Below are 24,405 nucleotides of genomic sequence, written 5' to 3'. Positions count from 1 at the left end.
GGGCGAGCGAGGGGATTCGAACCCCCGAATAGCGGCGCCACAAGCCGCTGCCTTAACCACTTGGCGACGCCCGCCGCGTCCGTGAGAATCTACCAACACGAGCTGCAGCCTGCCTGGTGTCCCCTTCACCCCCTCAGCAACGTGTGCCTGCTCTGGCGCTGCTGGCGGGAGTTGTGGCTGCGGCCGGCGTGCTGTCGCTGGTGGTCTCCAATCCGAGCCTGGAGGACTACGAGGCCCACGCCGGCGCCCAGCTGGTCACGTTGGGCACCAAGGAACTCTGTGACGATCCGACGCTGCCGATGGTCCTGCGTCTTTGGATCCGCAATTGCCCAGAGCTGATTGCGTCTCAGCGGGAGGCCCTGGCGGCGCTGGCCGGTCAATTCACCAACCGTCGCAATCTTGTGGTGGCCAGTTTGTATTCCACGCGCATGGGGGGGCAGGAGTTGCTGCCGGGGTTGCGCCTACCCGGCTTCGATGTGCTCACCCTCGGCGTGGCCGGTCGTTTTTTGATCCTCAGAACCGACGCGAGCAGCGGTGCACGGGAGTGACGGATGCCCTGTCTCATGAGGCCTCGGGGAGTGGAGTCCTTGACGCGTGGGTTCCCCTGGGGTTGCTGGATTTCGACCCTGAAACGCCCCTAACCACCATCGAGAAGCAGGGGTTGACTCCCGTGCGACTCGCCTGGCATCAAGGGTGCCTGCGCGAGCCCCAACCGCTGCCTGCGCACCAACCGCCACCGTCCCGGATGGTGCTGCCGCGCTTGGTGGATGGCCATGTCCATCTGGATAAGGCCTACACCTGGCAGGAGTACCCCAACCTCAACGGCAGCTACGAGGGTGCCCTGGACGCCAACCTGCAGGAGCACAACACCCGAACTTCGGCCTCCGTTCTCCAACGGGGGGAGCGCGCCATGGAGAGGGCGTTCCACCATGGGTTGAGGGCCATGCGCAGCCATGTCGACAGTGGTGGCTCCGGTGCCGAGGCCAGCTGGGAGGCACTGCTCACCCTTCAGCAGCGTTGGCGCAGTCGCATTGATCTGCAGTTGGTGGCGCTGGTTCCTCTGGCCTTCTGGGGTTCAGCTGAAGCGGAGGCCTTGGCCCGTCGCGTCGCCGCCAGTGGGGGCTGCCTCGGTGGCGTTCTGACGCCACCCTGGGGATCGGCTCTGGTGAGCGATCAGCTGGAGGTGCTGCTGCGTCTGGCAGACCGCCACAACTGCGGCGTCGACCTCCACATTGATGAGGCCGAGCATGGTCCGGCCGAGGGCATGGTTCAGCTGCTCAGGGCTCTGCGGCGTGTGCCGGTGTCGGTTCCCATCACCTGCAGCCATGCCAGCAGCCTTGCCTTGCTGCCGGCCTCCCGCTTGGAGCGTTTGGCAGAGCGCATGGCGGCTGCCCAGCTTCACGTCATCGCCCTGCCCCTCACCAATGCCTGGTTGCTGGCGCGATCGCAGGGCACCACACCGCTTCAGCGTCCGCAGGCCCCGATCCGTCAGTTACAACGCTGCGGCGTTCCGGTGGCGGTGGCGGGTGACAACGTCGCCGACCCCTGGTTTCCCGGAGGCGACTTCGACCCCTTGGCCCTGCTGGCCGCATCGATGCCGTTGACCCAGCTGTTGCCCTGGCAGCGGCTGGGCCTCGCCCCCTTCACCACGGCACCGTCCGCTGTGCTTCAGCTGGAGTGGGATGGGGTGCTGCGGGATGGTGCTCCAGCCGATCTGATCAGCGTGGAGGGTCAGGGATGGTCGGATCTGATTCGCTGCCCTCCGCAGCGCCAGGTTCTCGTGAAGGGCCACTGGGTGTCGTCGTCGGGCGCTAGACCCTGACCAGTGTTCCGCCACGCCATGGGTCGCGCTGAAGCCTTGATCGCCCTCCGGCAAGCCCTCAGTGCTGTTCCTGATCTGGAGCTGTTCACCGAACCGGCTGAGCTGCAGCGCCATTCCCGGGATGCCTTTGAGTACTCCCCGGTCCTGACGCCACAGTTGCAGTCCTGTCGTGCTGAGTTGGTGGTTCGCCCCAAAACCGTGAAGGCGGTTGAACGGCTTGCCTCAGCCTGTGCTGACCATCAGGTTCCCTTAACCCTGAGGGGCACCGGCACGGGGAACTACGGACAGTGTGTGCCTCTGCACGGTGGCGTGGTGATGCTCACTGCGGCCCTGAGGCAGATCCGATCGTTTGATGCGGCGACCGGCGTGGTGACCGTGGAACCGGGTTGTGTGATGCGCGATCTGGATCAGGAGCTGCGCCGGCATGGGCGCCAGCTGCGCTTGATGCCCAGCACCTGGCGCAGCGCCACAATTGGTGGCTTCATTGCGGGGGGCTCTGGGGGGATCGGCTCCTCGCGCTGGGGATTTCTGCGCGATCCAGGCCATCTGCTCGGGATGGAGGTCGTGCCGCTCCGTCCCAATGCCCAGTGCCGTCAGATCGACGAGATCGAGGCTGAGGCCTTGAACCATGCCTACGGCACCAACGGCATCATCACGGCCCTCAGCCTGGCCACCGCTCCAGCGGTCCACTGGCACCAGGTGAGTGTGGACTGCGACCGCTGGGAACAGGCGATCGAGCTGATGCAGAGGATCGCGGCATCAGCTGTGGATCTCCATCTGGCCACCCTGCTGGAACAGCCCCTGCTGGCACGCCTGCCCACTTGGGCTGGTCCTGTCGTTTCGGCGCACCGGCTGTTGTTGCTCGTTGCCCCGGATGGACTCACCAGCCTGCAACGCATGGCCCAGTCAGCCGGCGGCACCCTGCGGGATCTTGGGCCAGAGGATCTTTCATGCGCCCATGGATTGCGTGAGCTGAGCTGGAATCACACCACCCTGCATGTGCGGGCTTCAGAGCCGGGATGGACCTACCTCCAGATGCTGTTGCCGCAGCCGGAGTTGCCGGCAATGGCCGCGTTGAAGCAGCGCTGGGGGGATGCCCTGATCTGGCATCTTGAGCTGGTGCGCCAGCAGGGCTGTGCCCGTCTGGCGGCCCTTCCGCTGGTGCGCTGGCAGGGGGAGGAGCAGCTCTGTCGGTTGATGCATGACTGCAAAGCGGCGGGTGCCGTGCTGTTCAACCCTCACGTGATCACCGTGGAGGACGGCGGCCTTGGCGTTGTCGATGCTGATCAGGTGGCGGCCAAGCACCACTTTGATCCAGCCGGTTTGCTCAATCCCGGCAAGCTCCGGGGTTGGGATGAGCGCCTCTGAGGATCAGCAGCCCAGGCTGTCGAAGGTGGTGACTCCGGTGCTGGGATTGATGCCATCCGCCTCGCGGCACAGCCGGCGTTGATCATCACGATCGAGCAGGGCATCGGTGAAATCGGCCCCCTCGATCTGGGCATTGGTGAAGCTGCTGCCCGACGCAATGATTCCGGTGAGGACGGCGTTGCGTAGATCCGTGGCGACGAAGTCGGCGCGATCCATCAGGGCATCGGAGAGATCAGCGCCCTGGAAATCCGCTTCAGCGAAGGCCCCCTGGGTGAGGATCGCTCCATGCAGGTTGGCCCCTCGGAAATTGGCTCCGCGGCCCACCGCTCCGGCGAAGGAGGTGTTGGCCAGGTTCTGCCCCTCGAAATCACCGTTGCTCTGGTTGGTGAGGGTGTAGTCCACCTTCTCCTGGAACAGGGCCCGCTCCTGCAGTCCCACCCCAGCCGAGGTGTCCAGGGCTTGTGCTGGAGCGGCCATGAGCACAAGGGGCAGGAGAAGGCTCAGCAGCCAGGTGATTCGCAGCACAGTCCGCGCTCAAGTTGAGATCACTCTGCCGTCACAATGCCGCGAGCGAACAGGTCACCGATCAGATAAATCGATCCGGCAACAATCGGCACCGGTGTTGGCCATCCATCGCTGCTGAATTGGGTCAGCACGGCTTCAAGCCTGTCGGCCTCATGCAGCTGGAGCTCGAGCTGGGGTAGTTCCTGGAGGAGGGCCGACCGGCTCCAGCTCCTGTGGCTGGGTACCGGAATGATCCAGGCCCGGTCCTGGGGCTGTAGCAGGGCCTCGAGCATGGCGACAGCGTCCTTGTGGGCCTGAATCGCCAGGATCCACACCACACCGCTGGAGGCGTTGGTCCATCTCTTGCGCTCTTCGGCCAGTTGGACCGCGGCCGGTGGATTGTGGGCTCCATCCAGGAGAAGTCGGTGCTCCCCCCATTGCACGGTCTGCAGGCGACCGGGCCAGCGGGCTGTGGCGAAGCCTTCCTGGATCACGGTCTCAGGCAGAGACCAGCCCAAGCCCGAGAGAGCTTGCAAGGCACTGAGGGCCACAGCGGCGTTGCTCCGCTGAATCTCGCCGGGCAAGCCCAGCTGCCAGGTTGGATCCAGGGGCTTCACCCATTGGAGTTTGGCCTGCTGGGTCCTGCAGGTGTCCTCCAGGACGATCTCGACCTCAGGGTCTTGGACGCAACTGATCACGGTGGCCTGGGGCGGGATCGCTGCTGCTTTTTCGGTTGCGATGGCGCTAAGGCTGCTGCCCAGGTGCTCGCAGTGGTCCAGGCCAATGCTGGCGACGGCCACCACAGGGCGGTATGGGTGGGCCGTGGTGGCGTCAAGCCGTCCCCCCAGCCCCACTTCCAGCACCAGCAGCTCACAGGCGTGCCGCTGAAACGCCAAGAAGGCTGCGGTCACAAGCAGTTCAAAGGGGGTCAGCCGATGCCGCTCGTTCAGAGGTTGGAGGGCCTGCAACTGGGACCGCAGTGCGTCCAGAGCAATCGGTTGTCCCTGGATCCGGATGCGTTCGCACCAGCTCACCAGGTGAGGCGAGGTGGTGACACCGCAGCGGAGTCCGGCGGCACAGAGGGCTGATTCCAGAAAGCTGACGATGGATCCCTTCCCGTTGGTGCCCAGCACCTGAATGGCGGGAACCGACCGACAGGGATGGCCTAGATCGTGGAGGGCCGCATCCATGCGATCCAACTGCAGATCCATGCCACGCAGATCAAAGCGTGGGATCAGATCAGAAAGATCGTCCACTCAGCTGAGGCTGGAGAGGGTTGCCGCCAGACGGCGCAGCAGTTCGCGCACCTCGCGCTTGTTGATCGTCAGAGGGGGCACCATGCGCAGCACTGAGGGGCCTGCCGCCACCAGCAGCAGACCGTGGTCGATGGCGGCTTTCGCCAGTGCGGGAGCCGTCCAACTGCTGTCCTCCCGGATCACGATGCCTTGCAGCAGGCCCCAGCCCCGCACGCCTTGCAGGTGCTCGGGGAAGCAGTTCACAAGCTCCTGGAGCCCGTCGCGCAGTTGTTCGCCTCGGGCTGTGACATTGGTCAGCAGATCTCGTCGTTCGATTTCGGTGGCCACCGTCAACCCCGCCCGGCAGGCGAAAGGATTGCCGCCGAAGGTGCTGGCATGGTCGCCGGGTTCAAACACATCAGCTGACGCATTCACCAGCAGGGCACCAATGGCATGGCCACCGCCAAGGCCCTTGGCCAGGGTGAAGGCGTCAGGGGTGATGCCCAGTTGCTCATAGCCCCAGAGGCGGCCACTCCGCCCCATGCCCACCTGCACCTCATCAAGGATCAGCAGAATGCTTCGCTCCGTGCAGATCTCGCGCAGGCGTGAGAAGAAGGCGCGGTTTCCAGGGTTGACGCCACCCTCACCTTGTAGGGGCTCCACCAGAACGGCCGCGATCGAGGGACCGGCCTGTTCGTAGCGGTTGATCAGGGCTTCGAGGGCCTTCAGATCGTTGTAAGGGAAATAATCAAACCCAGTCACCATGGGCTCAAAACCCTTGTGGAACTTGGGTTGACCGGTGGCGGTGACCGCCGCGAGCGTGCGGCCATGGAAGCTGGCTGCTGCCGTGAGGATCACGGGCTGTTCGATGCCGCGCCGTTGATGGCCGTGTTTGCGCGCCAGCTTGATCGCGGCTTCATTAGCTTCAGCGCCGGAATTGCAGAAGAAGACGCTGTCGGCACAGCTGTTGCGCACCAGCCAGCTGGCCAGCTCTTCCTGTTCCGGAATCCGATAGAGGTTGGAAACGTGCTGGAGCCGTCCCAGCTGCTTGCGCAGAGCCCGCTGCATGGCTCTGTCGCTATGGCCCAGGGTGCAGGTGGCAATGCCAGCAACAGCATCCAGGTAGCGCCGCCCTTGGGTGTCCTTGACCCAGCAGCCCTTCCCCTTGGCCAAAGCCAAAGGAAAACGACCGTAGGTGTTCATGACGGCGGAGGGATGGGAGCCGGGGGACTTGAACCCCCAAGACCAGTGGCCGGCTGATTTTGAGTCAGCTGCGTCTACCAATTCCGCCAGGCTCCCGCACAGGGATTGTATTGATTGAAGGGCCCCGTTTCAGGAGATGTTGCGCTTCACCTCAGCGCCCACAGCGTTGAGCTTGTGCTCGAGGTCGTCGTAGCCGCGGTCGAGGTGCTTCAGCCCAGAGACTTGAGTGGTTCCCTTGGCTGAAAGACCAGCCAACACCATGGCTGCGGCGGCACGAAGGTCGGTGCCGGTGACGGGCGCAGCGCTGAGCTGAGCCACACCTTCAACAATGGCGGTGCTGCCTTCGAGACGAATGGACGCCCCCATGCGCTGCAGTTCGGCCACGTGTTGCAGCCGGTTTTCATAGATCTTCTCGCTGATCACACTGGTCCCTTTCGCCGTGCACATCAGAGCCATGAACGGCGCCTGCAGATCGGTGGGGAATCCCGGGAAAGGTTGGGTGGTGATGTCCACGGCCGTGACCACGCCCGGTGTGATCGTGATGGCTCGGCCGTTGATGTCGATGGAGCAGCCGCAGTCCCGAAGCTTCTGAATCACAGCGCTGAGATGCTCTGGAATCACGGGTTCAACAACCATGGTTGAGCGTGTGATCGCTGCAGCCATCAGGAAGGTCCCCGCTTCGATCCGATCGGGAATCACCGGATAGTTGCTGCATCCATGTAGCTGTTCCACCCCTTCAATGGTGATCAACGGGCCACCTGCTCCCCTCACCCGAGCTCCCATTGTGTTCAGCAGGTTGGCAAGGTCCTGCACCTCAGGCTCATGTGCAGCGTTCTCAATCGTGGAGACGCCGTCCGCCAGCACAGCAGCCATCAGAAGTGTTTCCGTAGCGCCGACGCTGGGGCAATCGAGAACGATCTGAGCGCCTGTCAGGCGTTTTCTGCTCCCAGGAACAGAGGCTGTGACAATTCCATGCTCGACGTTCACGACGGCACCAAGGGCTTTGAGGCCGCGGATGTGCTCAACAACCGGACGTGCCCCAATGCGGCAGCCGCCTGGCAGGGGTACCCGTGCGTGGCCGAGTCGTCCCAGCAGGGGCCCGATGCTGAAGAAGCTGGCGCGCAGGCTGTTAACCAGTTCGTAGGGCGGTGTCGAGCCGCTGAGCGTGCTTGCGGTGAGACGAATGCGGTCGGAGATTCGATCCACATGCACCCCCAGGGATTCAAGAATGGCGGTCATGCCATCGATGTCCGTCAGTGCGGGGACATTGCTGAGTTCGACGGTCTCCGCGCTGAGGAGGCTTGCCGTCATCAACACCAGCGCAGAATTCTTTGCACCGCTGACCTTGAGGGTCCCGCTCAAGTCGCGGCCACCACTGACATTCAGACGTTGCTTGAGACTCTCCTGAGACGTTTGTGCAACGGCCACCATCAGTGAGTTAATCCCCTTTCGGGGCGATTTTGCCAATTGTTTTTGAGACCGTCTAGACGGCCGGCGTTCAAACTGGTCAGCTCTCTTCTGGGTTGATGGGGTGGTGCGGCGATGGCCTATGGTTTTCGTGTCGCAAAGCGACGCGCCAGCGGATGTGGCGGAATTGGTAGACGCGCTAGTTTCAGGTACTAGTGGTGGCAACATCGTGGGAGTTCAAGTCTCCCCATCCGCACTAACTTTGTCGGTAGGTATCACCGGCAGCCATGATCATCCTGAAAATTTCCAATGCGTCGGAAGTGGTTGCTTCCAAGGTTGGCAAATTCATCGAATTTCTGACTCCTGATTCGATCGATCACGCAACCGTCGAGGATCAGGTCATTAAAAAGTTGATTGAGAATCTGGCTGCCGAGGGAATCAAGGGTGAAATTGCAGCCATCACCGGCCTTGAGCTCGAGGGTGAAAATTTGAGCGTTCACAAGGGTTTGAACGTACGCAAACACGCAGAGTTCTGAGTCGTTTTCTGAATTGTTCTTCACCTCTGGTCACCAGCCGACGCAACCCCTTGGTCAGGCGTCTCAAAAGCCTGGCCACCCGTGCAGGACGTGAGGCAGAAGGGTTGTTGCTCTTGGAAGGCACCCACCTCCTGCAGGAGCTTCTGAAGGGGGGATCGGCGCCTGAGGAAATCATCGCCACCGAGGGCTGGTTGCAGCGTCATCCAGCGCTTGCCGAGCAATGCTCCGGGGCGCGATGGCGCCTGGTCACCGATGAGGTGTTGCGAGCAGCACTCACGACGGTCACACCCGATGGTGTTGCCTGCCTGAGCCGCTTGGATGACCTGCCCAGCGTCCCCTCGGATCTGGAGTTTGTGCTGGTTCTTGACCGCATTCAGGATCCCGGCAACCTGGGCACCCTGTTGCGGACGGCGCTGGCTGCTGATGTGAATGCGGTCCTGATGGGAGGTGGTGTTGATCCGCTTGGGACAAAAGTGTTGCGGGCCTCTGCCGGCGCTCTGCTTCAACTGCCGCACCAACGCTTTGGTCCCAGTGAAGCAATGGCGATTCCGATGCTTCAGCAGCAACTGAAACATCTGGGAGCGTTGGGAGTGCAGGTTGTGGCCACCCTGGTGCCGGATTCCAGTAGGGGCGATCGTCCATCTCCCTATTGGGATCTCGACTGGACGCTGCCGACAGCGCTGGTGCTCGGCACCGAAGGTACAGGCCTGCACCCCGAGCTGCAGGCCTGTTGCACCCATGCCGTCACGTTGCCCCACAGCGCACGGGTGGAATCCCTGAATGTGGCCTCTGCTGCCGTTCCCCTCCTCCTGGAGCGACGACGAGCGACAATGACCGCCACATCGCAGCAGTTTGGGTGAGCGACGCCAGCTTCGACTTTGACGTCATCGTTATCGGTGCCGGCTACGGCGGCTTTGACGCTGCCAAACATGCCGCCGAGCACGGACTGAAAACGGCGATCGTTGAATCCCGTGACATGGGTGGCACCTGTGTCAACAGAGGCTGCGTTCCTTCCAAGGCGCTGCTGGCTGCCAGTGGAAAAGTGCGTGAGCTGGCGGACGACAAGCATTTGTCGAGCTTTGGAATTCACGCAGCTCCGGTGCGTTTCGAGCGACAGAAGATCGCTGACCACGCCAATCAGTTGGTCCAAACCATCCGCACCAACCTCACCAAGACCCTTGAGAGGGCTGGGGTGACCATCCTCCGAGGCCATGGCCGTCTGGAGGGCAGCCAGAGGGTGGGGCTGCGGGAGCAAAGCGGCGTCGACCGGGTGCTGACCGCCAAGGACGTGATCATCGCCACGGGGTCTGATCCCTTTGTGCCGCCTGGGATCGAAACCGATGGCCGCACGGTGTTCACCAGTGATGAGGCCATCAATCTGGAATGGCTGCCGCGCTGGATCGCCATCATCGGCAGCGGTTACATCGGCCTTGAATTCGCTGATGTGTACACCGCCCTCGGTTGCGAAGTGACGATGATCGAGGCGATGGACAAGGTGATGCCCACCTTTGACCCCGACATCGCCAAGATCGCTGGCCGGCATCTCATTGACGGTCGCGATATCGATGCTCGCTCCGGTCTGCTCGCCCGCAAGGTCACCCCCGGCTGTCCGGTGCAGATCGAATTGGCCGATTTCAACAGCCGTGAGCTGGTGGAGACCCTTGAGGTGGATGCCGTTCTGGTGGCGACAGGGCGTGTTCCCAGCAGCAAGGGCCTCAACCTGGAGTCGCTGAAGGTGGAGACCAACCGGGGCTTTGTCCCGATCGACGACGCCATGCGCGTCATGGTCGATGGCCAGCCGGTTCCCCATCTCTGGGCCGTGGGCGATGTGACCGGCAAGCTAATGCTGGCCCACACCGCTGCTGCCCAAGGCACCGTTGCTGTGGACAACATTCTTGGCCATGCGCGCGAGATCGACTACCGCAGCATTCCGGCAGCCACCTTCACCCATCCCGAGATCAGCTCCGTTGGCCTGAGCGAGGCGGATGCCAAGGCTCTGGCGGAGAAGGATGGCTTCCAGCTCGGTTCCGTGCGCAGTTATTTCAAGGCCAATTCCAAAGCTCTGGCTGAGCTGGACAGCGATGGCCTGATGAAGCTGCTGTTCAACAAAACCAGTGGTGAAGTGCTTGGCGCCCACATCTATGGGCTTCATGCCGCCGACCTGATCCAGGAGGTGGCCAATGCCGTTGCCCGGCGCCAGAGCGTGCGTCAGCTCGCTACCGAAGTGCACACCCATCCGACCCTCAGCGAGGTGGTGGAGGTCGCTTACAAGCAGGCTGCCGCCCAGGTGGCCGCCTGATTCCGCCCAGCTTTTTCGTTCCAGTCTTTTCCCTCATCCATGGAGATCCGCCGTCGTCCCCCCAACCCCAAGGTGCGGGTGGCCCATCTCGAATATGCGGTGCCCCACGACGAGGAGGAACCGCGTCACATCCTCGAGAAGATTGTCTGGGAAAAAGACCGTGAGATCGATGCGGCCCGCGACAAGGTTCCCCTCGACAACCTGAAGCAGCAGATTGCCAAGCTTCCCCCCACCAAGGATTTTCTGGGGGCGCTTCAGGCGTCCGCTCACCAACCGGCGGTGATTGCTGAGGTCAAAAAAGCCAGCCCCAGCAAAGGGGTGATCCGAGAGGATTTCGACCCGGTGGCGATTGCCAAGGCCTACGCCGCAGGCGGCGCAAGTTGCCTGTCGGTGCTGACTGATAAGACTTTTTTTCAGGGGGGGTTCGATGTCTTGGTGGAGGTCCGCAAGGCCGTTGACCTTCCGCTGCTCTGCAAGGAGTTTGTGCTGAGCCCGTACCAGCTGTTTCAGGCCCGGGCGGCCGGCGCTGATGCGGTGCTGCTGATCGCTGCCATCCTTTCGGATCAGGACCTTCGTTACCTCAACAAAGCGGCAGCGGCTCTCGGGTTCACCGTTTTGGTGGAAGTGCACGATGCCACTGAAATGGAGAGGGTGCTCAGCATTGGCGGGTTCCCCTTGATCGGGATCAACAATCGCGATCTCACCAGCTTCGAGACGGATCTGGCCACGACCGAGCACCTGCTCAACGACTTCAATGACCGGTTGAAGCAGCAGGGGGCCTTGGTTGTGAGTGAGTCGGGTCTGTTCCTCCGGACTGATCTCGATCGGGTTCTGGCCGCCGGTGCAGGCGCGGTGCTGGTGGGGGAAGCCCTGATGCGGCAACCGGATGTTGAAGCGGGTCTGCTTCGATTGATCAACGGTTAATGCAGCTGGTTGGTGGTGAGGAATTGCTGGATCATTCCCCAGGACCCCAGCGTCACCTTCAGGCCAACCAGCACATTGAGGATGGGAAGTAGGCCTCCACTGAGAACGGCTCCGTACTCGCCCACCGGGAGATTGAAGCCTTCCAGCAGCACCAGGCTCAGCAGTATGAACATCAGCACAGCGCTTTCTTCAAGCGTCTTGGCATGAATCCTGCGATAAGCCCCCGTTGCCTCAGCGGAGCCTCCGAACAAAAGCACAAGAGCCAGTGCCGTTCCGCCTGCCACGCCAGCGGCAAATCCACCCCCTGGACTTAAGTGCCCTCGCACAGCGAGTTCAACGGCGATCAATGTGTTGAGGATGGCACCGAGACGGAAGAGCACCACAGCCGCTTCGTCTTCGGCTGGTTTGAGATCGTGCTCTGCATCCTCGCTGCTCAGCAAGTGATGCACGCCCATTGAGGCCAACGTGAAAACAATGACCTCGCCCAATGTGTCGTAAAGCCTGAGATCCAGAACGATGGGTGTGACCAGATTGGGAACGCCGAACTGATCCACCAGTGCATGCACGGAGAGGGGTGCAGGAACGACCTCCTCCATCCCTTGCACGAGCCCGATCGCTGTTCTGGCCAGCGTGATCAGCAGGCCGAGGAGGGCGAGTAGAGGCATGAGTGAAGCGCTCAAGGGCTTCTCAGCGAGGGATCGAGAATCAGATTCATCTCCCTGACCGCATCAGCGTCACAGGCGGTGAGCTCGGTCAGCAACGAGGGATGTCGCATGAGAACGGTGGGTTGGTTCTCTTCGTTGTGGATGAAGGCTGCATGAAGGTCTCCAGTTGCTTTGGACGGGGCGATTCCAATGAGCTCGAGACGCAGCCCCACCATGGACAGGAGCTGTCTGAGCCTCTGCTCTTGCGCAGGGGCCATCGAGGCTTGGGGATCTTGGAGGAGGCGGAATGTGGTGGTGCTTTTGATGGCAACGGTGTAGAGGAGCGTCGACAGCAGGGTGCCCACCAGGGCTTCGGTCACAGCCACATCAACAGCGCCGTATGTGGCGAAGAGCAAAGCAGCGAAGCTGCCCAAGCTGCTCCGCAAGACGAGGGCCTTCCAGGGATCGCTGCAACGCACGAGGGCCAGGCCAATCAGGGGAATGCCCACCAGGGGCGGAAGCACATAGCTGGGAGTCATCGGACGGCTTCCTCCTTGAGAACACCGGTTTCAGGATCGGTGGCGTCCTCTGCGGCCAATCGACTCAAAACAATGCTGAAGGTGGAATTCCACAGCACCAGGCTGACAAGACTGAGCAGCAGCAAGGGCCACTCACGGCTGCGCAGCAACAGAAGGCCAACCACGATCAGAAGGGAGCCAATGGTGTCGGCAACGGTGAGGGCATGAAGCCGAAAGAAGATTGAGCGACGCAAGAACAGGGGAAGCGTTCCCCAGAACCAGAGCACAATCCCGAGCCCAATCAGACACCAGGCAATGGTGGGAAGAATGGCGTTCATGGCTTCTCTCCCGCCCAGCGGGCCAGTAGAACCAGTCCGGCATCGCCGCTGATGAGGCTGACCACAGCGACCAGTCCGAGCATCCAGTCATCCCGGATGACGGAGAGCACCAGAAGGATGCATGACAGTCGAACGGACAGGCTGCCCAAGCAGGCGATCCGCGACATCCGGCAACGGGTCAAGACGAGAGCCAGCGTTGCGAGCAGCGCGGCCAGTTCCATCAAATCAAGGGCAAGTTCCGTTGGCGTCATGTCACGTTTCCAGGTGGGTGTGCACGGTGTCCGCGTTGGCTGCCAAAACCAAGGTCTTTGGGGTGAATGAGACCATCACCAACCAGCTGAACCGCAGCAAGGGATCATGCTTGGCCCAAAGGGGCCACGGATCCTCGCGGACATCAGGTCGACTTCGGAGCCCTCGGAGCGGCAGAGTGAGGCCTTCTCGAATGCCTTGACATGCCGTCGAGGGAACCAGTTGCAGCATGGCGATCAGATTGCTGCGCTTGGTTTTGCCGAGTGTTAATGGCGGCAGGAGCAGAGCAATGCCTAAACCGATCAGAAAGTTGAGGGTGGTCAGGCTGGCGGTGAGCATGAGCCAGGCCGCCAACGTTGCGGCGATCTGGAGGGGGGGTGTTGTTCGTTTCATGGCACGACCGCTCCCGTGGAGATGGTGCTGTTGATGGTCGTCCCCACCAGCAAGGTGATGCCGATGGCCAGCACGATGGATTTGAAATTTTCCAGATCCGGTGGTGTCCAGCCTCTGAGTGCCGGCCGGATCAGACGTTCTCCCAGAACTGCCACACCCAGCATCAACGCCAGCTTCAGGACTGAAGCAGCGCTGAGGGAGAGGGGCTGATGCAGCGCCACGGGGAGAACAAAGAGGGCGATGCACAGCAACCAGATTCCTCGCACCTTGATGGATCCGTCTGTCCCTTTAAGGCCGGAGCCCGGCTGACCACTGCTTGGGCGTTCCGTGGGTGACAGCGCCCCGCGGTCGGGCAGGAGCTTGACGAGAACAAGGGCGGTGATGATGCCAAGCCACCCCACCACTGTGGCGAGTGGCATGGGCAGGAGTTGAACGAGTGCGGTCTTGGCGCCATAGCCCAAACTGAGGGGGAGGCCGATCAACGAGAGGCTGGCAAGCAGCATCGGCCAACCGAGGCGCCCGATGATCCGTTGCTGTTGAAGGGCGCGGATCGAGCGAGCAGGGAGTTCGCCGACAGCAAGAAAGAGAGCGGCCTTGCCCAGGCCATGGGCCAAGGCATAGAGACTGGCCACTGTGGGCAGCAGAAGCGCAAATCCCATCTGCGACACCGTGCTCCAGGCGAGAAGACGTTTGAGATCGTTTTGCACGAGGGCCGCGACGCCTCCGAGCACAACACTCAGCAGTCCCAAAATGAGCATCAGTTGAGCGGCATTGGCGTTGATCAGGCCGAGTCTGCTGAGGGGCGCGATCCCGGCAGTCACCACGCAGCCCGAGAGCAGGGCTGAATTTTCAGTGGAGATGACGGCATGGGTCTTGGGCAGCCAAAACCCCGGCAGAAAGGCTTCTGACTTGATCAGCAGACCAACCAGAAGCAACAGGATGGCAACGTCGGGGGCCCTCGCTGCCGCATCCATGGCGAAGGATCCTGTTGTGGAATAGACCACCAAAACCCCAAGCAAGAACAGCAACATCGCCAGATCACCCAACGTGAGATAGCGAAAGGCCACCCAAAGGCTGGCGCGATGGTTGAGATCCACCATCAGCAGAAAGCTCACAATCGAGATCAATTCGATCGCGACATAGATGCTGACCAGATCAGCTGCAAGGTCAATCGTGTTGAGTGCACCATGCAGCACGAGCAGCAAAACAGGTCGAAATTGATCGTGGTCGTGTTGCCGTGGTTGCTGCAGGACGATGGCGAGCAGCACCAATGCATTGAGCACGAGAAACGGAAGTTGCTGTGTCTCCAGTTGGAGGCTGACGGCTGGGCTCGTGCTGAGGCTGAGGGGCAGAAGAGCCGCGTTGGGCCCCAAAAAACTGAAGGCGACGCCCAGGCTCAGAAGGGGGATCACCCACAACAATGGGCGTCCCAGCCTTGGGCTCAAGGCAGCTGCGAAGCCGGCGATGGCCGGCAGCAGCAGCCATCCGATCACCACGCTGTTCACGGTCATGGTCCAGCGGTCTCGTTGTCGAAGTCATCAACGCGCAGGAGTGGATGCGTGCGGGCCATGTGCCGAAGCAGCACCAAAGCCAAGGCTTCCACTGAGAAGCCGATCACAATCGCCGTGAGAATCACCGCCTGGGGAAAGGGATCCGCGATCGACGAAGCAACATCCTGAGGGTCAACAATGATTGGTGATCCAAGGCCGGTTCTGGAGGCCACCAACACAAACAAGGTCACCACGCCAGTCGCAGCGACATCGATGGCAAAGAGTTTGGAAAGCAGACGTCGTCGCAGTGCGAATCCGCTCAAACCGATCAGCACGGTGATCACCGCCGAACTGATCGGTGCAAGGGGTGACAGCTGCATCACCGTCTCCTGTTCCTTTGGGATCGTATGCCTCGACCTCCCTTAGGACTGCTGATGTAGAATTGCGACATTCAGGCGGTTCTTTGTGCTGATTAGCGTTTTGACCGGAGTTGCAGCCGGGGCTGTTCATGTGGTGGGTGGTGCTGATCACCTGGTGGCCATGGCGCCTTTCTCCCTGAACAAGCCCCTGGCCGCCTTTCGTCATGCCCTGGCCTGGGGTGCTGGCCACTCCGCCGGGGTTGTGGTTCTGGCGTTGATCGCCATCGGCCTCAAAGACCTGGCCCATGTGGAGGCCATGTCGTCCTGGGCGGAATTTTTCGTGGGTGTGGCCCTGCTGGTGGTGGGCGCCCTGGCGGTGCGCACCGCCTTCGGGCTGGAACTGCACACCCATGAGCACCGCCACGACGGTGCCGCGGAGCACCGTCATCTTCATCTGCATGTGCGTGGCGCCAGTAACCACCGTCGCCACGTTCATGCCTCCTCGGGCCTGGGCCTGCTGCATGGTCTGGCGGGGGCCAGTCACCTGCTAGCGGTGATTCCTGCTTTGGCCCTGCCGCCCCATGCGGCTGTGGGCTACCTCTTGGCTTACCTGCTTGGGTCCATCGGCGCCATGGTGGCCGTTGTCTCGGTGGTCTCGTTTCTGACCCTCCGCAGCGGTGCCCGGCTGATGCCCTTCCTCGTGGGCGGTACAGGTGCTCTCTCGATCATTACCGGTGCCATCTGGCTTCAGAAGACTTCACCGGCCTTGTTCTGATTCCCCGAGCGGGAGCCGGCCCACCACCTCGCCAATCAACAGGTTGGTTGGCACCGCTCCGAGTTGGCGGCTGTCGGTGCTTTCGGCGGGATTGTCTCCGAGCAACCAAAGCCCGTTGCTGTCCATTCGGCTCAGGCGCTTGATCAGGCGCAGCGTGCTGTGCTGTGGATGCCAGGTCACGACCACGGATCCCAGTCCGGGCGCGGGCTTCCGTCCCAGTCGTCTGACCAGAACCCGGTCTCCGGGTTCAAGGGTGGGTTGCATCGATCGTCCTTCGATGCGCAGCAGCAGCCGTCGGCCACAAAAAAGCAGCAACAGGTCGCGAAGACCTGCTGCTGCGATGGGGTGGTTGGTTCTGTTCGAACTCAGGATGCGGTGACCCAGGCGTCGGAACGGCCCTTGGACTGCCAGAACATGCCGTGGATTTTCTCAACGGCGGCCATCAGTTCCTCGGCCTTGGCCTGATCGATGTTCACCTTGCAGGCGCTGCAGAGTTTGGCTGCTTTCCAGAAGGTGTCGTGCAGGTCGGGGAAGGTGGCCAGGTGATCGGGCTTGAAGTAGTCGGTCCAGAGGATCAACAGCTCTTTCTTGGTCTTCTGTGCTTCCTCTTCCTTGATGGCCACGTAGCGGCCGAAGGTGTTGTTGTAAGCGGCCAGCGCAGCAGCGTCACCAGCGGCGGGAGCTTCCATCGCCTTCAGCTTTTTGGTCATCGACAGCACGGCTTCGGCTGCCACGCGAGCGGAAGCCGGGTCGTACACGCCACAAGGACCGTCACAATGGGCTTCTGCCACGGGGGCAGGGAGGGCAGATGCAAGGGCGGAAAGGGCCGAGCGCAGCATCGGTTCAGAGCGGAATTGGCTTGGTTTGAGCCTAGCTTCCGCCTACTTCTTCACGTCGAGCAATTCCACCTCAAAGATCAAGGTTGCATTGGGGGGAATCACGCCACCGGCGCCCCGGGATCCGTAAGCCAGGTCCGACGGGATCACCAGCTTGCGCTTGCCGCCGACTTTCATCCCAGCCACTCCTTCATCCCAACCTTTGATCACGCGGCCAGCGCCGAGGGGAAAGCTGAAAGGTGTGCCCCGGTCATAACTGGCGTCGAATTGCTTGCCGTTTTCAAGGGTTCCGCGGTAATGCACCACCACTGTCTGGCCCGGAGTGGCTTCGTCGCCGCTGCCCACCTCCAGCTCGGTGATTTTCAGGCCACTGGCGGTGATGCTGGTGTCAGGGGCATCGAGGGGGCCGCCGAGGGCCGAGGCATCGGCGCGATTCGAATCGTTGGCCATGGCGAAAAGGGTCGGGTTGGGGTCGTCAGGGTCGAGTTCGAAGCTCAACGCCTTCTGGGGTTTGGAAGCCTCGGTGCGCACGGCAGCGGGCCGGACGGGGGCTGCGGCAACGGTGGAGGGGGCCACGATCTGGCTGACCAGGGCCAGGAGCAGGCAGGCCACGCAGACCGTTGTGCTGATGATGATGTCGCGCACGGAAGGGCTTCTGTTGTCTCGATTCTGACCTCCGCTCTGCTTCAGCGGCGTTCATTCCGGCCGGTTCATCTGCCGCAGCTGTTGTTCAAGCCGATCAATGCGACCGCGCAGCTCATCCACTTCCTTCTGGCTGGGAACGCCAAAGTCCTGGAGGAGGTTGTCGCGGTTCCGTTCCAAGTTGCGCCCCATCTGCTGCTCCAGTTCGGGGGTTTCACCGCGGAGGGCTTTGAGCACGTCATCCACCAGAGCAGAGGCTTCGTTTGGATCAAGCCGGCCACTGCTCACCCAGTTCTGGGTGACGCCGCGCAGACGTTCCGCAACAAGGGTGGTCGTCCCCAGGCCGCGGAGCAGCAGTTGCTGGAGAGGATTCGCGGCATCCATGGTGAGAGGTGGGCGGGTCCGATCCAGGATGACCTCGGCCGGGACTGCTGACCATGGGCAATCACCAACTGCAGGCCGGAACGCGCGCCCTGCTCGGAGGCGTCCTGGCGGGCACAGCTCCATCCCTGGGCGGGCCATTGTTGATGGTCCCCGCCCTGGCGCTGCTCTGGTCCGTGGCTGAACGACCCCGTTGGTCGGCGGGCTGGGGACTGCTGGCCGTTTTGATCAGTCACCGTTGGCTGCTGGCCCTGCACCCCCTCACCTGGATGGGCGTCCCCGCCTGGCTCAGCCTGCCTGTGGCCCTGGCCCTCTGGCTGGCCTGCGGGAGCCTTGCCGCTCTGCTTCTGGCCGGATGGTCTGTGCTGGCGTGGCGGTTGCCTCATCACTGGCCGCGTCCAGTGCGGCTGATGTTGCTGGCCGGGGTCTGGGCCCTTGCCGAACTGGTGCTTTCGGGTTCGCCGCTGTTCTGGATCGGCGTCGGCGACACCACCCTGCCCTGGGACCGTCCCCTGGCGGGATTAGCCCGCTGGTTCGGTTCCGGAGGGCTGACATGGCTGCAGTTGTGCTGGGGCTGCTGCCTGCTGGCGCTGTTCGAGCAACCCGCTGCCTGGCGTCGCTGGGGCCTGCTCGGATTGGCCAGTGTGCTTCTGGCCCATGGTTTGGGCAGCTGGCTGTTGTCGGCGCCGCCGCCGCCGGTCGGCTCCGTTGCTCTGGGGGTCTGGCAACCCGCCGTTCCCACCCGAGAAAAATTCGATCTGGAGCGTCAACAGGCGCTTCCAATGGCTCTGGTGGAGGCGATGCGTCAGCTGGAGCCCAACAATCCGGCTGCTGTGGTGGCTCCGGAGGGAGCGCTGCCGGCGCGTTTTCAGCTGCCGGCCGAAGCTCCAGCCGTTCCTCTGATCAGTGGCGGATTCCGTTGGGTGCGGGGTCAGCAACGCAGTTCTTTGGTGCTGTACGAGCCGCCCGACTGGTTTCCCGTTCCTCTTGCTGACAAGCACCGTCTCGTGCCGATCGGGGAATGGATGCCACCCTTGCCTGCCGGGCTGACGGCGGGACTGTCTGCGGTGGGGGGACTGTCCCCCGGTCCGGCCCCGAGAACGATGGCGGTGCTGGAGCCGCCGGCTGCCGTGGCGATCTGCTACGAGATCGCCGATGGCCTGGCTCTGGCCCGCGCCGCTGCGGATGGAGCGACCTGGCTCCTGGCCATCGCCAATCTCGACCCCTACCCGCTCCAGTTGCAGGAGCAGTTTCTGGCTCTGGCGCAGTTACGGGCCATCGAGACAGGACGGGATCTGCTCAGCGTTGGCAACACGGGCCCCACGGCGCTGATTTCGGCCAATGGGACGGTGCAGAGGTTGTTAGCGCCTGAAGCCCCGGGGGTCGCCGAGGCCGTCGTTCAGGTCCGCCAGCGCGTCACGCCCTATTCCCGTTGGATCAGCCCCCCACCCAGAACGGTTTCACCGTCGTAGAACACCGCCGCCTGGCCTGGTGTGATCGAGAACTGCTCCTCCTCAAAGCTGAGACGGCAGCGGTGGGGCCGCTCCCGCTGCTGATCGGCCTCGATGGCCGGAAGGGGTGAAAGCTCCGCACGCACCGGTGTACTGCGGTAGCGCACCTGCACCTCAATGGTTCGCGGCGCCTCGATCGGGTCAATCGAGACCCAGTTCACCGCGCCCACCACGCAGCTGTTTCGGCCGGCCTCGGCCCGGGGTGCCACGACCACCCGATTCATTGCAGCATCCAGACGGATGACGTGAAGGGGCTCGCGCCAGGCCACACCGAGCCCTTTGCGCTGACCGATGGTGAAGTGTTCGATGCCGTCGTGCTCGCCCACAACGGTTCCATCGGCCAGCACGATTTCCCCCTGCCGCGGTGGCAGATAGGCATCCAGGAAGGCCCGCATCGATCCGTGGTGGTCGGCCAGGCAAAGATCCTGACTCTCCGGTTTTTCTGCGGTGCGCAGACCGTGTCGGGCGGCTTCGAGCCGCGTGTCGGGTTTGGTCAGCTCCCCCAAGGGAAAAACGATGCGCCCGAGAACCTCCTGGGGCAGGTCGTAGAGGAAATAGCTCTGGTCCTTGCGGGTGTCGAGGCCCCGCAGCAGCTGATGTCGCCCTCGATCGCCGCCATGACGGATCCGGGCGTAGTGGCCGGTGGCGATGCGGGGCAGCTTGCGCTCCTGCAGAGCCCAATCGAGCATCGGTCCGAACTTCACCGATCGATTGCACTGGGAGCAGGGCAATGGCGTGATCCCATCGCGATAGCCATCCACCAGCCGTTGCACGATCTCCTGTCGGAAGGTCTCCCGCGTGTCCACCACGTGGTGGGGAATGCCGAGCTGTTCACAGATTCCGGCCGCATCCACCAGCCCCTCCGCACAACAGGCCCCTTTCCCGCTCATCAGCCAGAGCGTCAGGCCTTCCACCTGCCAGCCCGCTTCCACCAGCAGTGCCGCCGTCAGGGAACTGTCGACGCCGCCGGAGAGACCAACGGCCACGCGATGCTCACCGGGCCAGTGCCGGAGCCGCTCAAGAGCAGCCTCTCCAGCGCGGGTTGTGGTGGATCCGACGGCCATGGGCGGCACAGGGAGTTCTCTCCATAGTGAGGTCCCGGCAACCTCCCACTGGTGTGGCCTCCCGCTGATTCCAATCACCTGCTGGTGGATGCCGCGTCCATGGGTGCCGCGGAACAGAGGTTGTTCAACAGCGGAATGCCCGTCGCCGCCTTGATGGAGAAGGTGGGGCTGGTCATGGCGGCTTGGCTGCTGGCACGCCGGGATCTGCTGTGGCGTGGTGTGGTGGTTCTGGTGGGGCCGGGCCACAACGGTGGCGATGGTCTCGTGGTGGCGCGAGAATTGCACCTGGCGGGAGTTGATGTCTCTCTTTGGTGTCCCCTTTCGCTTCGCAAGCCCCTCACTGAAGAGCATCTGCGCCATGGGGAGTGGCTTGGTCTGCGGCGCCTGGCTGACGAGCCCGACCCCGGCGGAGCCGCCCTGTGGCTGGATGCGGTCTTCGGGCTCGGCCAGAGCCGGCCGCTGCCTGCCTCGTTGGCGGATCTGTTCCGGCGCCGTCAACAGCTGCGGCCTGGGGCGTTGATCAGCCTGGATGTGCCCTCGGGCCTTTGTTCCGACCATGGAACGGTGTTGGGTGAGCAGGCGGCCTGTGCTTCGGTCACCCTCAGCGCCGGCTGGTTGAAGCGCGGGCTGTGTCTGGATCCGGCCCGTCCCTGGGTTGGTGCGCTGGTGCGGATGGATCTGGGGTTGCCGCCTGCGGTGATGGGCAACGCTGCGGCGGTTCTGCCGCGCCGCCTGCCGGTGAGCGAGGCCTGCTCGGCCCCGTTACCATCGCTGCCGCCCACAGCGATGAAGTACGAACGGGGCCGCTGCCTGGTGGTGGCGGGCAGTGATCGTTACCCCGGCGCAGCACATCTGGCGCTGCGGGGGGCCATGGCCAGTGGCTGCGGGTGCGTTCAAGCCGTTGTGCCGCCCCGTCTTCAATCCAGCTTGTGGCAGATGTTGCCGGAGGTGATGCAACTGGAGGACGGGGTGATTCCAGAGCGGCTGGATGCGGTGTTGGTCGGGCCCGGGCTGGGGGAGCCCACCCATTGGTGGAACCGATGGTCAGAGCAGATGCTCAGCGTTGCTGGTTTGCTGGTGCTCGATGCCGATGGCATCAATGGTTTGGCGGCAAGCCCTGAGGGATGGCGTTGGTTGTTGCAACGGCAGGGACCGACTTGGCTGACGCCCCATGCGGCCGAGTTTGCGCGGTTGTTTCCAGACTGTGGTGCGGGTGATGCGCTGGAGAAGGCGATTTCCGCGGCCCGCTGCAGTCGTTGCTGCATTTTGCTGAAGGGAGCGCATTCGGTGCTGGCGGATCCATCGGGTGCGGCGGTGGTGCTGACAGGCACGACCCCTCGGGTGGCCCGCACCGGCCTGGGCGACCTGCTGGCCGGTTTTGCCACCGGCTGGGGTGCCCAGGCTGTTGCCGCGCAGGAGGAGCCAGGGCTGGAAAGCTTTTCTGCCGCCACGGCTTTGCATGGATTGGCGGCAGCTCGTGCTCGCTCCAGTGATGCTTCAACGATTGCGGATTGTTTGAAAATCAATACAGCGCGATGTCAGAAAAAGCAAACAACGATGTTCAACGAAGTCTGAACAAATGAGTCGTTTTGATCGTCTCGGCTTGCAGGTGCCAAGTGAGTTTTCCTTGGTTTCAAATCTTTCGGCAATATGTAATGTTGCGGTTTGCTGTCCTAAATCTGAAGGGTTGCTGAAAACACTTCGACATTCTTTCTGTTCGTAGGAAAGTCAATTCACTTTTGCAGCACCCAAGGTGTCCACAGCTTCCAAGCCGCTGGAGACGCAACGCCGGCGCAGCAGCGATCCCGTCAGCTGGTACCTCGCCACCATTGGCAGAATTCCTCTGCTTACAGCAGCGGAAGAAATCGAACTGGGCAATCAGGTCCAGGCGATGATGGCTCTCACTGAGGACGGCTCGCGTGAGTTTGAGGATGGGGAACTCACAACAGCGCAGCGCCGCCTTCTGAGGATCGGTCGCCGCGCCAAAGAGCGGATGATGAAGGCCAATCTCCGTCTCGTGGTGAGCGTTGCCAAGAAATATCAGGGAAAGGGTCTGGAGTTGCTCGACCTGATTCAGGAGGGATCTCTCGGGTTGGAACGGGCTGTTGAGAAATTCGATCCAACCAGGGGTTACAAGTTTTCCACCTATGCCTTCTGGTGGATTCGCCAGAGCATGACGCGCGCCATTGCCTGTCAGTCGCGCACGATTCGATTGCCCGTCCATCTGAGTGAACGGCTCACCACCATTCGCAAGGTCAGCCTCGATCTCGCCCACAAGCTCGGAGCCATGCCCAGCCGTGTGGAGATCGCTGAAGCCATGGACATTCCGCTTGATGAATTGGATTCACTGCTCCGCCAGGCCCTGACCACCAGCAGCCTGGATGCTCCAGTCAACGGTGAGGAGGGGCGCAGCTTCCTTGGCGATTTGATCGCCGATTCGTCCCTCGATGAACCCCTCGACATCGTGGAGCAGCGGATTCACCATGAACAACTGGGACGCTGGTTGAGCCATCTCAGCGAACAGGAGCAGCATGTTCTTCGCATGCGTTTCGGGCTTGAGGGCAACGAACGCCACACGCTTGCCGAGATCGGACGACTCATGGAGGTGTCCCGAGAGCGGGTGCGTCAGGTTGAGCTCAAGGCGCTGCGGAAGCTCCGCAACCTCACCCGTCGTCTTCCCAGCGGCATCTGAGCCGCCTCGGAAGACGATGGCTCCAACAAATCCAGTTCAGCTGAATCAGTCTTCCGCCCAGATGTAGCGGGTGAGTTCTGCGGGGTCCGGCTCGGGTGCAGAGAGGGCGAAATCAACGCAGTCCTGAACGATGCCGTCGATGTCCTTTTCGATTGCCCGCAGTTCATCGCTGTTCACCAGACCCGATTCGGTCAGGTCCCGCTCCAGCCCTTTGAGGGGATCACGCTTGGCCCAGAACTGCTTTTCTTCCTCAGCCCTCAGCTCGTCCGGGTCCGCCAGGGAATGACCGCGGAAGCGATAGGTCAGGCACTCCAGCAAGGTCGGCCCTTCTCCAGCCCTGGCTCGCTCTACGGCGCGCTGGGCCGCAGCACGCACGGCCAGAACGTCCATACCGTCCACCTCTTCGCCGGCCATGCCGAAGGAGCTGGCCTTGCGCCAGATCTCCGGGTCACTGGTGGCCCGGTCGTGGGCCATGCCGATGGCCCATTTGTTGTTCTCGACCACAAAGATGATCGGCAGCTTCCACAGCTGGGCCATGTTCATGCATTCGAAGAACTGACCGTTGTTGCAGGTTCCATCGCCAAAGAACGCTGCTGTCACGGCGTTGCTGGAGGCATCTCCGAGGGCGTCGCGTTTGTAGCGGCTGGTGAAGGCGGATCCGAGCGCCACGGGAATTCCTTCGGCAATGAAGGCAAAGCCGCCAAGCAGATGATGCTCCTTGGAGAACAGGTGCATCGACCCTCCTCGTCCTTTGCTGCAACCGGTCTCCTTGCCGAACAGCTCGCTCATGACCTCACGGGCCGGTACGCCAGCGCTCAGAGCATGGACGTGGTCGCGGTAGGTGCTGCAGAACCAGTCGTGCTGGCGCTTCATGGCACCGATCACACCGGTGCTGACGGCTTCCTGACCGTTGTAGAGGTGCACGAAGCCAAACATCTTGCCCCGGTAGTACATCTCGGCGCATTTGTCCTCGAAGCGCCGGCCCAGGGTCATGTCCCTGTAAAGCTCAAGGCCCGTGTCCCGGTCAACGGTGGCCCGTTGTGCTGTGACCAGTTTGGAAAGCCGTTCGGCATGGGGACCAGCAGTCGCAGTGCCAATCGGAGCGGAATCGACAGCGAGGTCCTGACCCATGTCCAACAAATGGATTGCAAACGACTTTAAGGGCCAACCGATGAGCGATGGGCAAAACCCCTGACACTGACTAAGATCCGCGTC

Annotated in this window: 28 protein-coding genes and 3 tRNA genes; 12 read left to right on the top strand and 19 right to left on the bottom strand. The window is 62.4% G+C overall.

The genetic code is table 11. The features are described from left to right. Position 1: 1 nt before the first annotated feature. Positions 2-74, bottom strand: a tRNA-His gene (locus tag KR52_RS11545). Between the two features lie 42 nt (positions 75-116). Between KR52_RS11545 and KR52_RS11540 the strand changes: the two genes are divergently transcribed. From KR52_RS11540 to KR52_RS11530, 3 genes are read left to right on the top strand one after another with little or no spacing between them, the layout of a single operon-like run. After that, positions 117-548, top strand: coding sequence for a DUF4359 domain-containing protein (locus KR52_RS11540; RefSeq protein ID WP_371257682.1), 432 nt, complete (start codon positions 117-119; stop codon positions 546-548). Beyond that, positions 545-1,822, top strand: coding sequence for an amidohydrolase family protein (locus KR52_RS11535; protein ID WP_084222003.1), 1,278 nt, complete (start codon positions 545-547; stop codon positions 1,820-1,822). The genes KR52_RS11540 and KR52_RS11535 overlap by 4 nt, the downstream gene beginning before the upstream one ends. Before the next feature lie 18 nt (positions 1,823-1,840). After that, positions 1,841-3,190, top strand: coding sequence for an FAD-binding oxidoreductase (locus KR52_RS11530; RefSeq protein ID WP_038556058.1), 1,350 nt, complete (start codon positions 1,841-1,843; stop codon positions 3,188-3,190). Between the two features lie 3 nt (positions 3,191-3,193). Here the strand turns inward: KR52_RS11530 and KR52_RS11525 are convergent, their stop codons facing one another. The 5 genes from KR52_RS11525 to murA form a co-directional block, all read right to left on the bottom strand. Beyond that, positions 3,194-3,667 (bottom strand): pentapeptide repeat-containing protein, encoded by a 474-nt coding sequence (locus KR52_RS11525; protein ID WP_253912485.1) that lies wholly within the window; start codon positions 3,665-3,667, stop codon positions 3,194-3,196. A 68-nt stretch (positions 3,668-3,735) separates the two neighbouring features. Next, positions 3,736-4,950, bottom strand: a complete 1,215-nt coding sequence (locus tag KR52_RS11520; RefSeq protein ID WP_038556053.1) for a folylpolyglutamate synthase/dihydrofolate synthase family protein — start codon at positions 4,948-4,950, stop codon at positions 3,736-3,738. Then, positions 4,951-6,132, bottom strand: a complete 1,182-nt coding sequence (locus KR52_RS11515; RefSeq protein WP_038556049.1) for an aspartate aminotransferase family protein — start codon at positions 6,130-6,132, stop codon at positions 4,951-4,953. It abuts the gene before it with no gap. Positions 6,133-6,145: 13 nt separating this feature from the next. Further along, positions 6,146-6,228 (bottom strand) — tRNA-Leu (locus KR52_RS11510). 33 nt (positions 6,229-6,261) lie between these two features. Beyond that, on the bottom strand, positions 6,262-7,563 hold the full coding sequence (gene murA / locus KR52_RS11505) for a UDP-N-acetylglucosamine 1-carboxyvinyltransferase (protein ID WP_038556046.1): 1,302 nt from the start codon (positions 7,561-7,563) through the stop codon (positions 6,262-6,264). Between the two features lie 148 nt (positions 7,564-7,711). On the opposite strand from murA, the gene KR52_RS11500 reads away from it, so the two are divergent. The 5 genes from KR52_RS11500 (at position 7,712) to trpC (ending at position 11,298) form a co-directional block, all read left to right on the top strand. After that, positions 7,712-7,795 (top strand) — tRNA-Leu (locus KR52_RS11500). A 31-nt stretch (positions 7,796-7,826) separates the two neighbouring features. After that, positions 7,827-8,075 (top strand): hypothetical protein, encoded by a 249-nt coding sequence (locus KR52_RS11495; RefSeq protein ID WP_038556043.1) that lies wholly within the window; start codon positions 7,827-7,829, stop codon positions 8,073-8,075. Positions 8,076-8,125: 50 nt separating this feature from the next. Next, the gene (locus KR52_RS11490) at positions 8,126-8,935 is read left to right on the top strand and encodes an RNA methyltransferase (RefSeq protein ID WP_253912399.1); all 810 of its coding nucleotides are present in this window, start codon (positions 8,126-8,128) and stop codon (positions 8,933-8,935) included. Beyond that, positions 8,932-10,374: a dihydrolipoyl dehydrogenase gene (lpdA, locus tag KR52_RS11485; RefSeq protein ID WP_038556039.1), complete on the top strand. Its 1,443-nt coding sequence runs from the start codon at positions 8,932-8,934 to the stop codon at positions 10,372-10,374. Before KR52_RS11490 ends, lpdA begins: the two co-directional genes overlap by 4 nt. 39 nt (positions 10,375-10,413) lie before the next feature. Beyond that, entirely contained in the window at positions 10,414-11,298 is an 885-nt protein-coding gene (trpC, locus tag KR52_RS11480; protein ID WP_038556036.1) for an indole-3-glycerol phosphate synthase TrpC, read from the top strand. Here trpC and KR52_RS11475 read toward each other — a convergent pair. Genes KR52_RS11475 through KR52_RS11445 form a run of 7 tightly spaced genes read right to left on the bottom strand, consistent with a single transcriptional unit; the run spans position 11,295 to position 15,310 of the window. Further along, on the bottom strand, positions 11,295-11,978 hold the full coding sequence (locus KR52_RS11475) for an MnhB domain-containing protein (protein ID WP_253912398.1): 684 nt from the start codon (positions 11,976-11,978) through the stop codon (positions 11,295-11,297). The genes trpC and KR52_RS11475 overlap by 4 nt on opposite strands. Beyond that, entirely contained in the window at positions 11,975-12,481 is a 507-nt protein-coding gene (locus tag KR52_RS11470) for a hydrogenase subunit MbhD domain-containing protein (protein ID WP_051834361.1), read from the bottom strand. The genes KR52_RS11475 and KR52_RS11470 overlap by 4 nt, the downstream gene beginning before the upstream one ends. Then, positions 12,478-12,798: a monovalent cation/H(+) antiporter subunit G gene (locus KR52_RS11465; RefSeq protein ID WP_253912397.1), complete on the bottom strand. Its 321-nt coding sequence runs from the start codon at positions 12,796-12,798 to the stop codon at positions 12,478-12,480. Before KR52_RS11465 ends, KR52_RS11470 begins: the two co-directional genes overlap by 4 nt. Next, on the bottom strand, positions 12,795-13,049 hold the full coding sequence (locus KR52_RS11460; RefSeq protein ID WP_038556033.1) for a hypothetical protein: 255 nt from the start codon (positions 13,047-13,049) through the stop codon (positions 12,795-12,797). The genes KR52_RS11465 and KR52_RS11460 overlap by 4 nt, the downstream gene beginning before the upstream one ends. A gap of 1 nt (position 13,050) precedes the next feature. Beyond that, positions 13,051-13,440 (bottom strand): hypothetical protein, encoded by a 390-nt coding sequence (locus KR52_RS11455; RefSeq protein ID WP_038556030.1) that lies wholly within the window; start codon positions 13,438-13,440, stop codon positions 13,051-13,053. Beyond that, complete coding sequence (locus KR52_RS11450; protein ID WP_038556027.1) at positions 13,437-14,951, bottom strand: proton-conducting transporter membrane subunit; 1,515 nt, start codon at positions 14,949-14,951, stop codon at positions 13,437-13,439. Before KR52_RS11450 ends, KR52_RS11455 begins: the two co-directional genes overlap by 4 nt. Beyond that, positions 14,948-15,310, bottom strand: a complete 363-nt coding sequence (locus tag KR52_RS11445) for an NADH-quinone oxidoreductase subunit K (RefSeq protein ID WP_051834360.1) — start codon at positions 15,308-15,310, stop codon at positions 14,948-14,950. The genes KR52_RS11450 and KR52_RS11445 overlap by 4 nt, the downstream gene beginning before the upstream one ends. Before the next feature lie 85 nt (positions 15,311-15,395). Between KR52_RS11445 and KR52_RS11440 the strand changes: the two genes are divergently transcribed. Then, positions 15,396-16,064, top strand: a complete 669-nt coding sequence (locus tag KR52_RS11440; RefSeq protein ID WP_038556024.1) for a hypothetical protein — start codon at positions 15,396-15,398, stop codon at positions 16,062-16,064. Here KR52_RS11440 and sodX read toward each other — a convergent pair. From sodX to KR52_RS11420, 4 genes are read right to left on the bottom strand one after another with little or no spacing between them, the layout of a single operon-like run. Continuing rightward, entirely contained in the window at positions 16,047-16,379 is a 333-nt protein-coding gene (gene sodX / locus KR52_RS11435) for a nickel-type superoxide dismutase maturation protease (RefSeq protein WP_038556021.1), read from the bottom strand. The genes KR52_RS11440 and sodX overlap by 18 nt on opposite strands. 50 nt (positions 16,380-16,429) lie before the next feature. Beyond that, positions 16,430-16,903 (bottom strand): superoxide dismutase, Ni, encoded by a 474-nt coding sequence (sodN, locus tag KR52_RS11430; RefSeq protein WP_038556019.1) that lies wholly within the window; start codon positions 16,901-16,903, stop codon positions 16,430-16,432. Positions 16,904-16,945: 42 nt separating this feature from the next. After that, positions 16,946-17,545: an FKBP-type peptidyl-prolyl cis-trans isomerase gene (locus tag KR52_RS11425; RefSeq protein ID WP_038556016.1), complete on the bottom strand. Its 600-nt coding sequence runs from the start codon at positions 17,543-17,545 to the stop codon at positions 16,946-16,948. Positions 17,546-17,596: 51 nt separating this feature from the next. Then, positions 17,597-17,926 carry a phasin family protein gene (locus KR52_RS11420; RefSeq protein WP_006850663.1) on the bottom strand — a complete coding sequence of 110 codons (330 nt, stop codon included), beginning with the start codon at positions 17,924-17,926 and terminating at the stop codon, positions 17,597-17,599. 53 nt (positions 17,927-17,979) lie between these two features. Here KR52_RS11420 and KR52_RS11415 point away from each other — a divergent pair, with 53 nt between their 5' ends. Then, entirely contained in the window at positions 17,980-19,395 is a 1,416-nt protein-coding gene (locus KR52_RS11415; RefSeq protein WP_038556013.1) for an apolipoprotein N-acyltransferase, read from the top strand. Here KR52_RS11415 and mnmA read toward each other — a convergent pair. Beyond that, entirely contained in the window at positions 19,347-20,498 is a 1,152-nt protein-coding gene (mnmA, locus tag KR52_RS11410; protein ID WP_038556010.1) for a tRNA 2-thiouridine(34) synthase MnmA, read from the bottom strand. The two genes, KR52_RS11415 and mnmA, sit on opposite strands and share 49 nt — an antisense overlap. A gap of 51 nt (positions 20,499-20,549) precedes the next feature. Here mnmA and KR52_RS11405 point away from each other — a divergent pair, with 51 nt between their 5' ends. After that, the gene (locus KR52_RS11405; protein WP_038556007.1) at positions 20,550-22,073 is read left to right on the top strand and encodes an NAD(P)H-hydrate dehydratase; all 1,524 of its coding nucleotides are present in this window, start codon (positions 20,550-20,552) and stop codon (positions 22,071-22,073) included. Between the two features lie 178 nt (positions 22,074-22,251). Then, a complete protein-coding gene (locus KR52_RS11400) occupies positions 22,252-23,190 on the top strand; it encodes an RpoD/SigA family RNA polymerase sigma factor (protein WP_038556004.1) in 939 nt (312 codons plus the stop codon). Between the two features lie 45 nt (positions 23,191-23,235). On the opposite strand, the gene pdhA is transcribed toward KR52_RS11400, so the two are convergent. Then, on the bottom strand, positions 23,236-24,321 hold the full coding sequence (gene pdhA / locus KR52_RS11395) for a pyruvate dehydrogenase (acetyl-transferring) E1 component subunit alpha (RefSeq protein ID WP_038557300.1): 1,086 nt from the start codon (positions 24,319-24,321) through the stop codon (positions 23,236-23,238). Between the last annotated feature and the right edge of the window lie 84 nt (positions 24,322-24,405).

The sequence above is a fragment of the Synechococcus sp. KORDI-52 genome, from assembly GCF_000737595.1.
In the GTDB taxonomy this organism is placed as follows: domain Bacteria; phylum Cyanobacteriota; class Cyanobacteriia; order PCC-6307; family Cyanobiaceae; genus Parasynechococcus.
The sequence above is the reverse complement of the archived record's forward strand: the minus strand, read 5'-3'. Positions and strand labels throughout refer to the sequence as shown.

Excerpts from the sequence above, each read along its gene's own strand:
- KR52_RS11530 (WP_038556058.1), top strand. The coding sequence starts at position 1,841 with ATGGGTCGCGCTGAAGCCTTGATCGCCCTCCGGCAAGCCCTCAGTGCT.
- KR52_RS11525 (WP_253912485.1), bottom strand. The coding sequence starts at position 3,667 with ATGGCCGCTCCAGCACAAGCCCTGGACACCTCGGCTGGGGTGGGACTG.
- KR52_RS11515 (WP_038556049.1), bottom strand. The coding sequence starts at position 6,132 with ATGAACACCTACGGTCGTTTTCCTTTGGCTTTGGCCAAGGGGAAGGGC.
- murA (WP_038556046.1), bottom strand. The coding sequence starts at position 7,563 with ATGGTGGCCGTTGCACAAACGTCTCAGGAGAGTCTCAAGCAACGTCTG.
- KR52_RS11495 (WP_038556043.1), top strand. The coding sequence starts at position 7,827 with ATGATCATCCTGAAAATTTCCAATGCGTCGGAAGTGGTTGCTTCCAAG.
- trpC (WP_038556036.1), top strand. The coding sequence starts at position 10,414 with ATGGAGATCCGCCGTCGTCCCCCCAACCCCAAGGTGCGGGTGGCCCAT.
- KR52_RS11470 (WP_051834361.1), bottom strand. The coding sequence starts at position 12,481 with ATGACTCCCAGCTATGTGCTTCCGCCCCTGGTGGGCATTCCCCTGATT.
- KR52_RS11465 (WP_253912397.1), bottom strand. The coding sequence starts at position 12,798 with ATGAACGCCATTCTTCCCACCATTGCCTGGTGTCTGATTGGGCTCGGG.
- KR52_RS11460 (WP_038556033.1), bottom strand. The coding sequence starts at position 13,049 with ATGACGCCAACGGAACTTGCCCTTGATTTGATGGAACTGGCCGCGCTG.
- KR52_RS11455 (WP_038556030.1), bottom strand. The coding sequence starts at position 13,440 with ATGAAACGAACAACACCCCCCCTCCAGATCGCCGCAACGTTGGCGGCC.
- KR52_RS11450 (WP_038556027.1), bottom strand. The coding sequence starts at position 14,951 with ATGACCGTGAACAGCGTGGTGATCGGATGGCTGCTGCTGCCGGCCATC.
- KR52_RS11445 (WP_051834360.1), bottom strand. The coding sequence starts at position 15,310 with ATGCAGCTGTCACCCCTTGCACCGATCAGTTCGGCGGTGATCACCGTG.
- sodN (WP_038556019.1), bottom strand. The coding sequence starts at position 16,903 with ATGCTGCGCTCGGCCCTTTCCGCCCTTGCATCTGCCCTCCCTGCCCCC.
- KR52_RS11420 (WP_006850663.1), bottom strand. The coding sequence starts at position 17,926 with ATGGATGCCGCGAATCCTCTCCAGCAACTGCTGCTCCGCGGCCTGGGG.
- KR52_RS11415 (WP_038556013.1), top strand. The coding sequence starts at position 17,980 with ATGGGCAATCACCAACTGCAGGCCGGAACGCGCGCCCTGCTCGGAGGC.
- mnmA (WP_038556010.1), bottom strand. The coding sequence starts at position 20,498 with ATGGCCGTCGGATCCACCACAACCCGCGCTGGAGAGGCTGCTCTTGAG.
- pdhA (WP_038557300.1), bottom strand. The coding sequence starts at position 24,321 with ATGGGTCAGGACCTCGCTGTCGATTCCGCTCCGATTGGCACTGCGACT.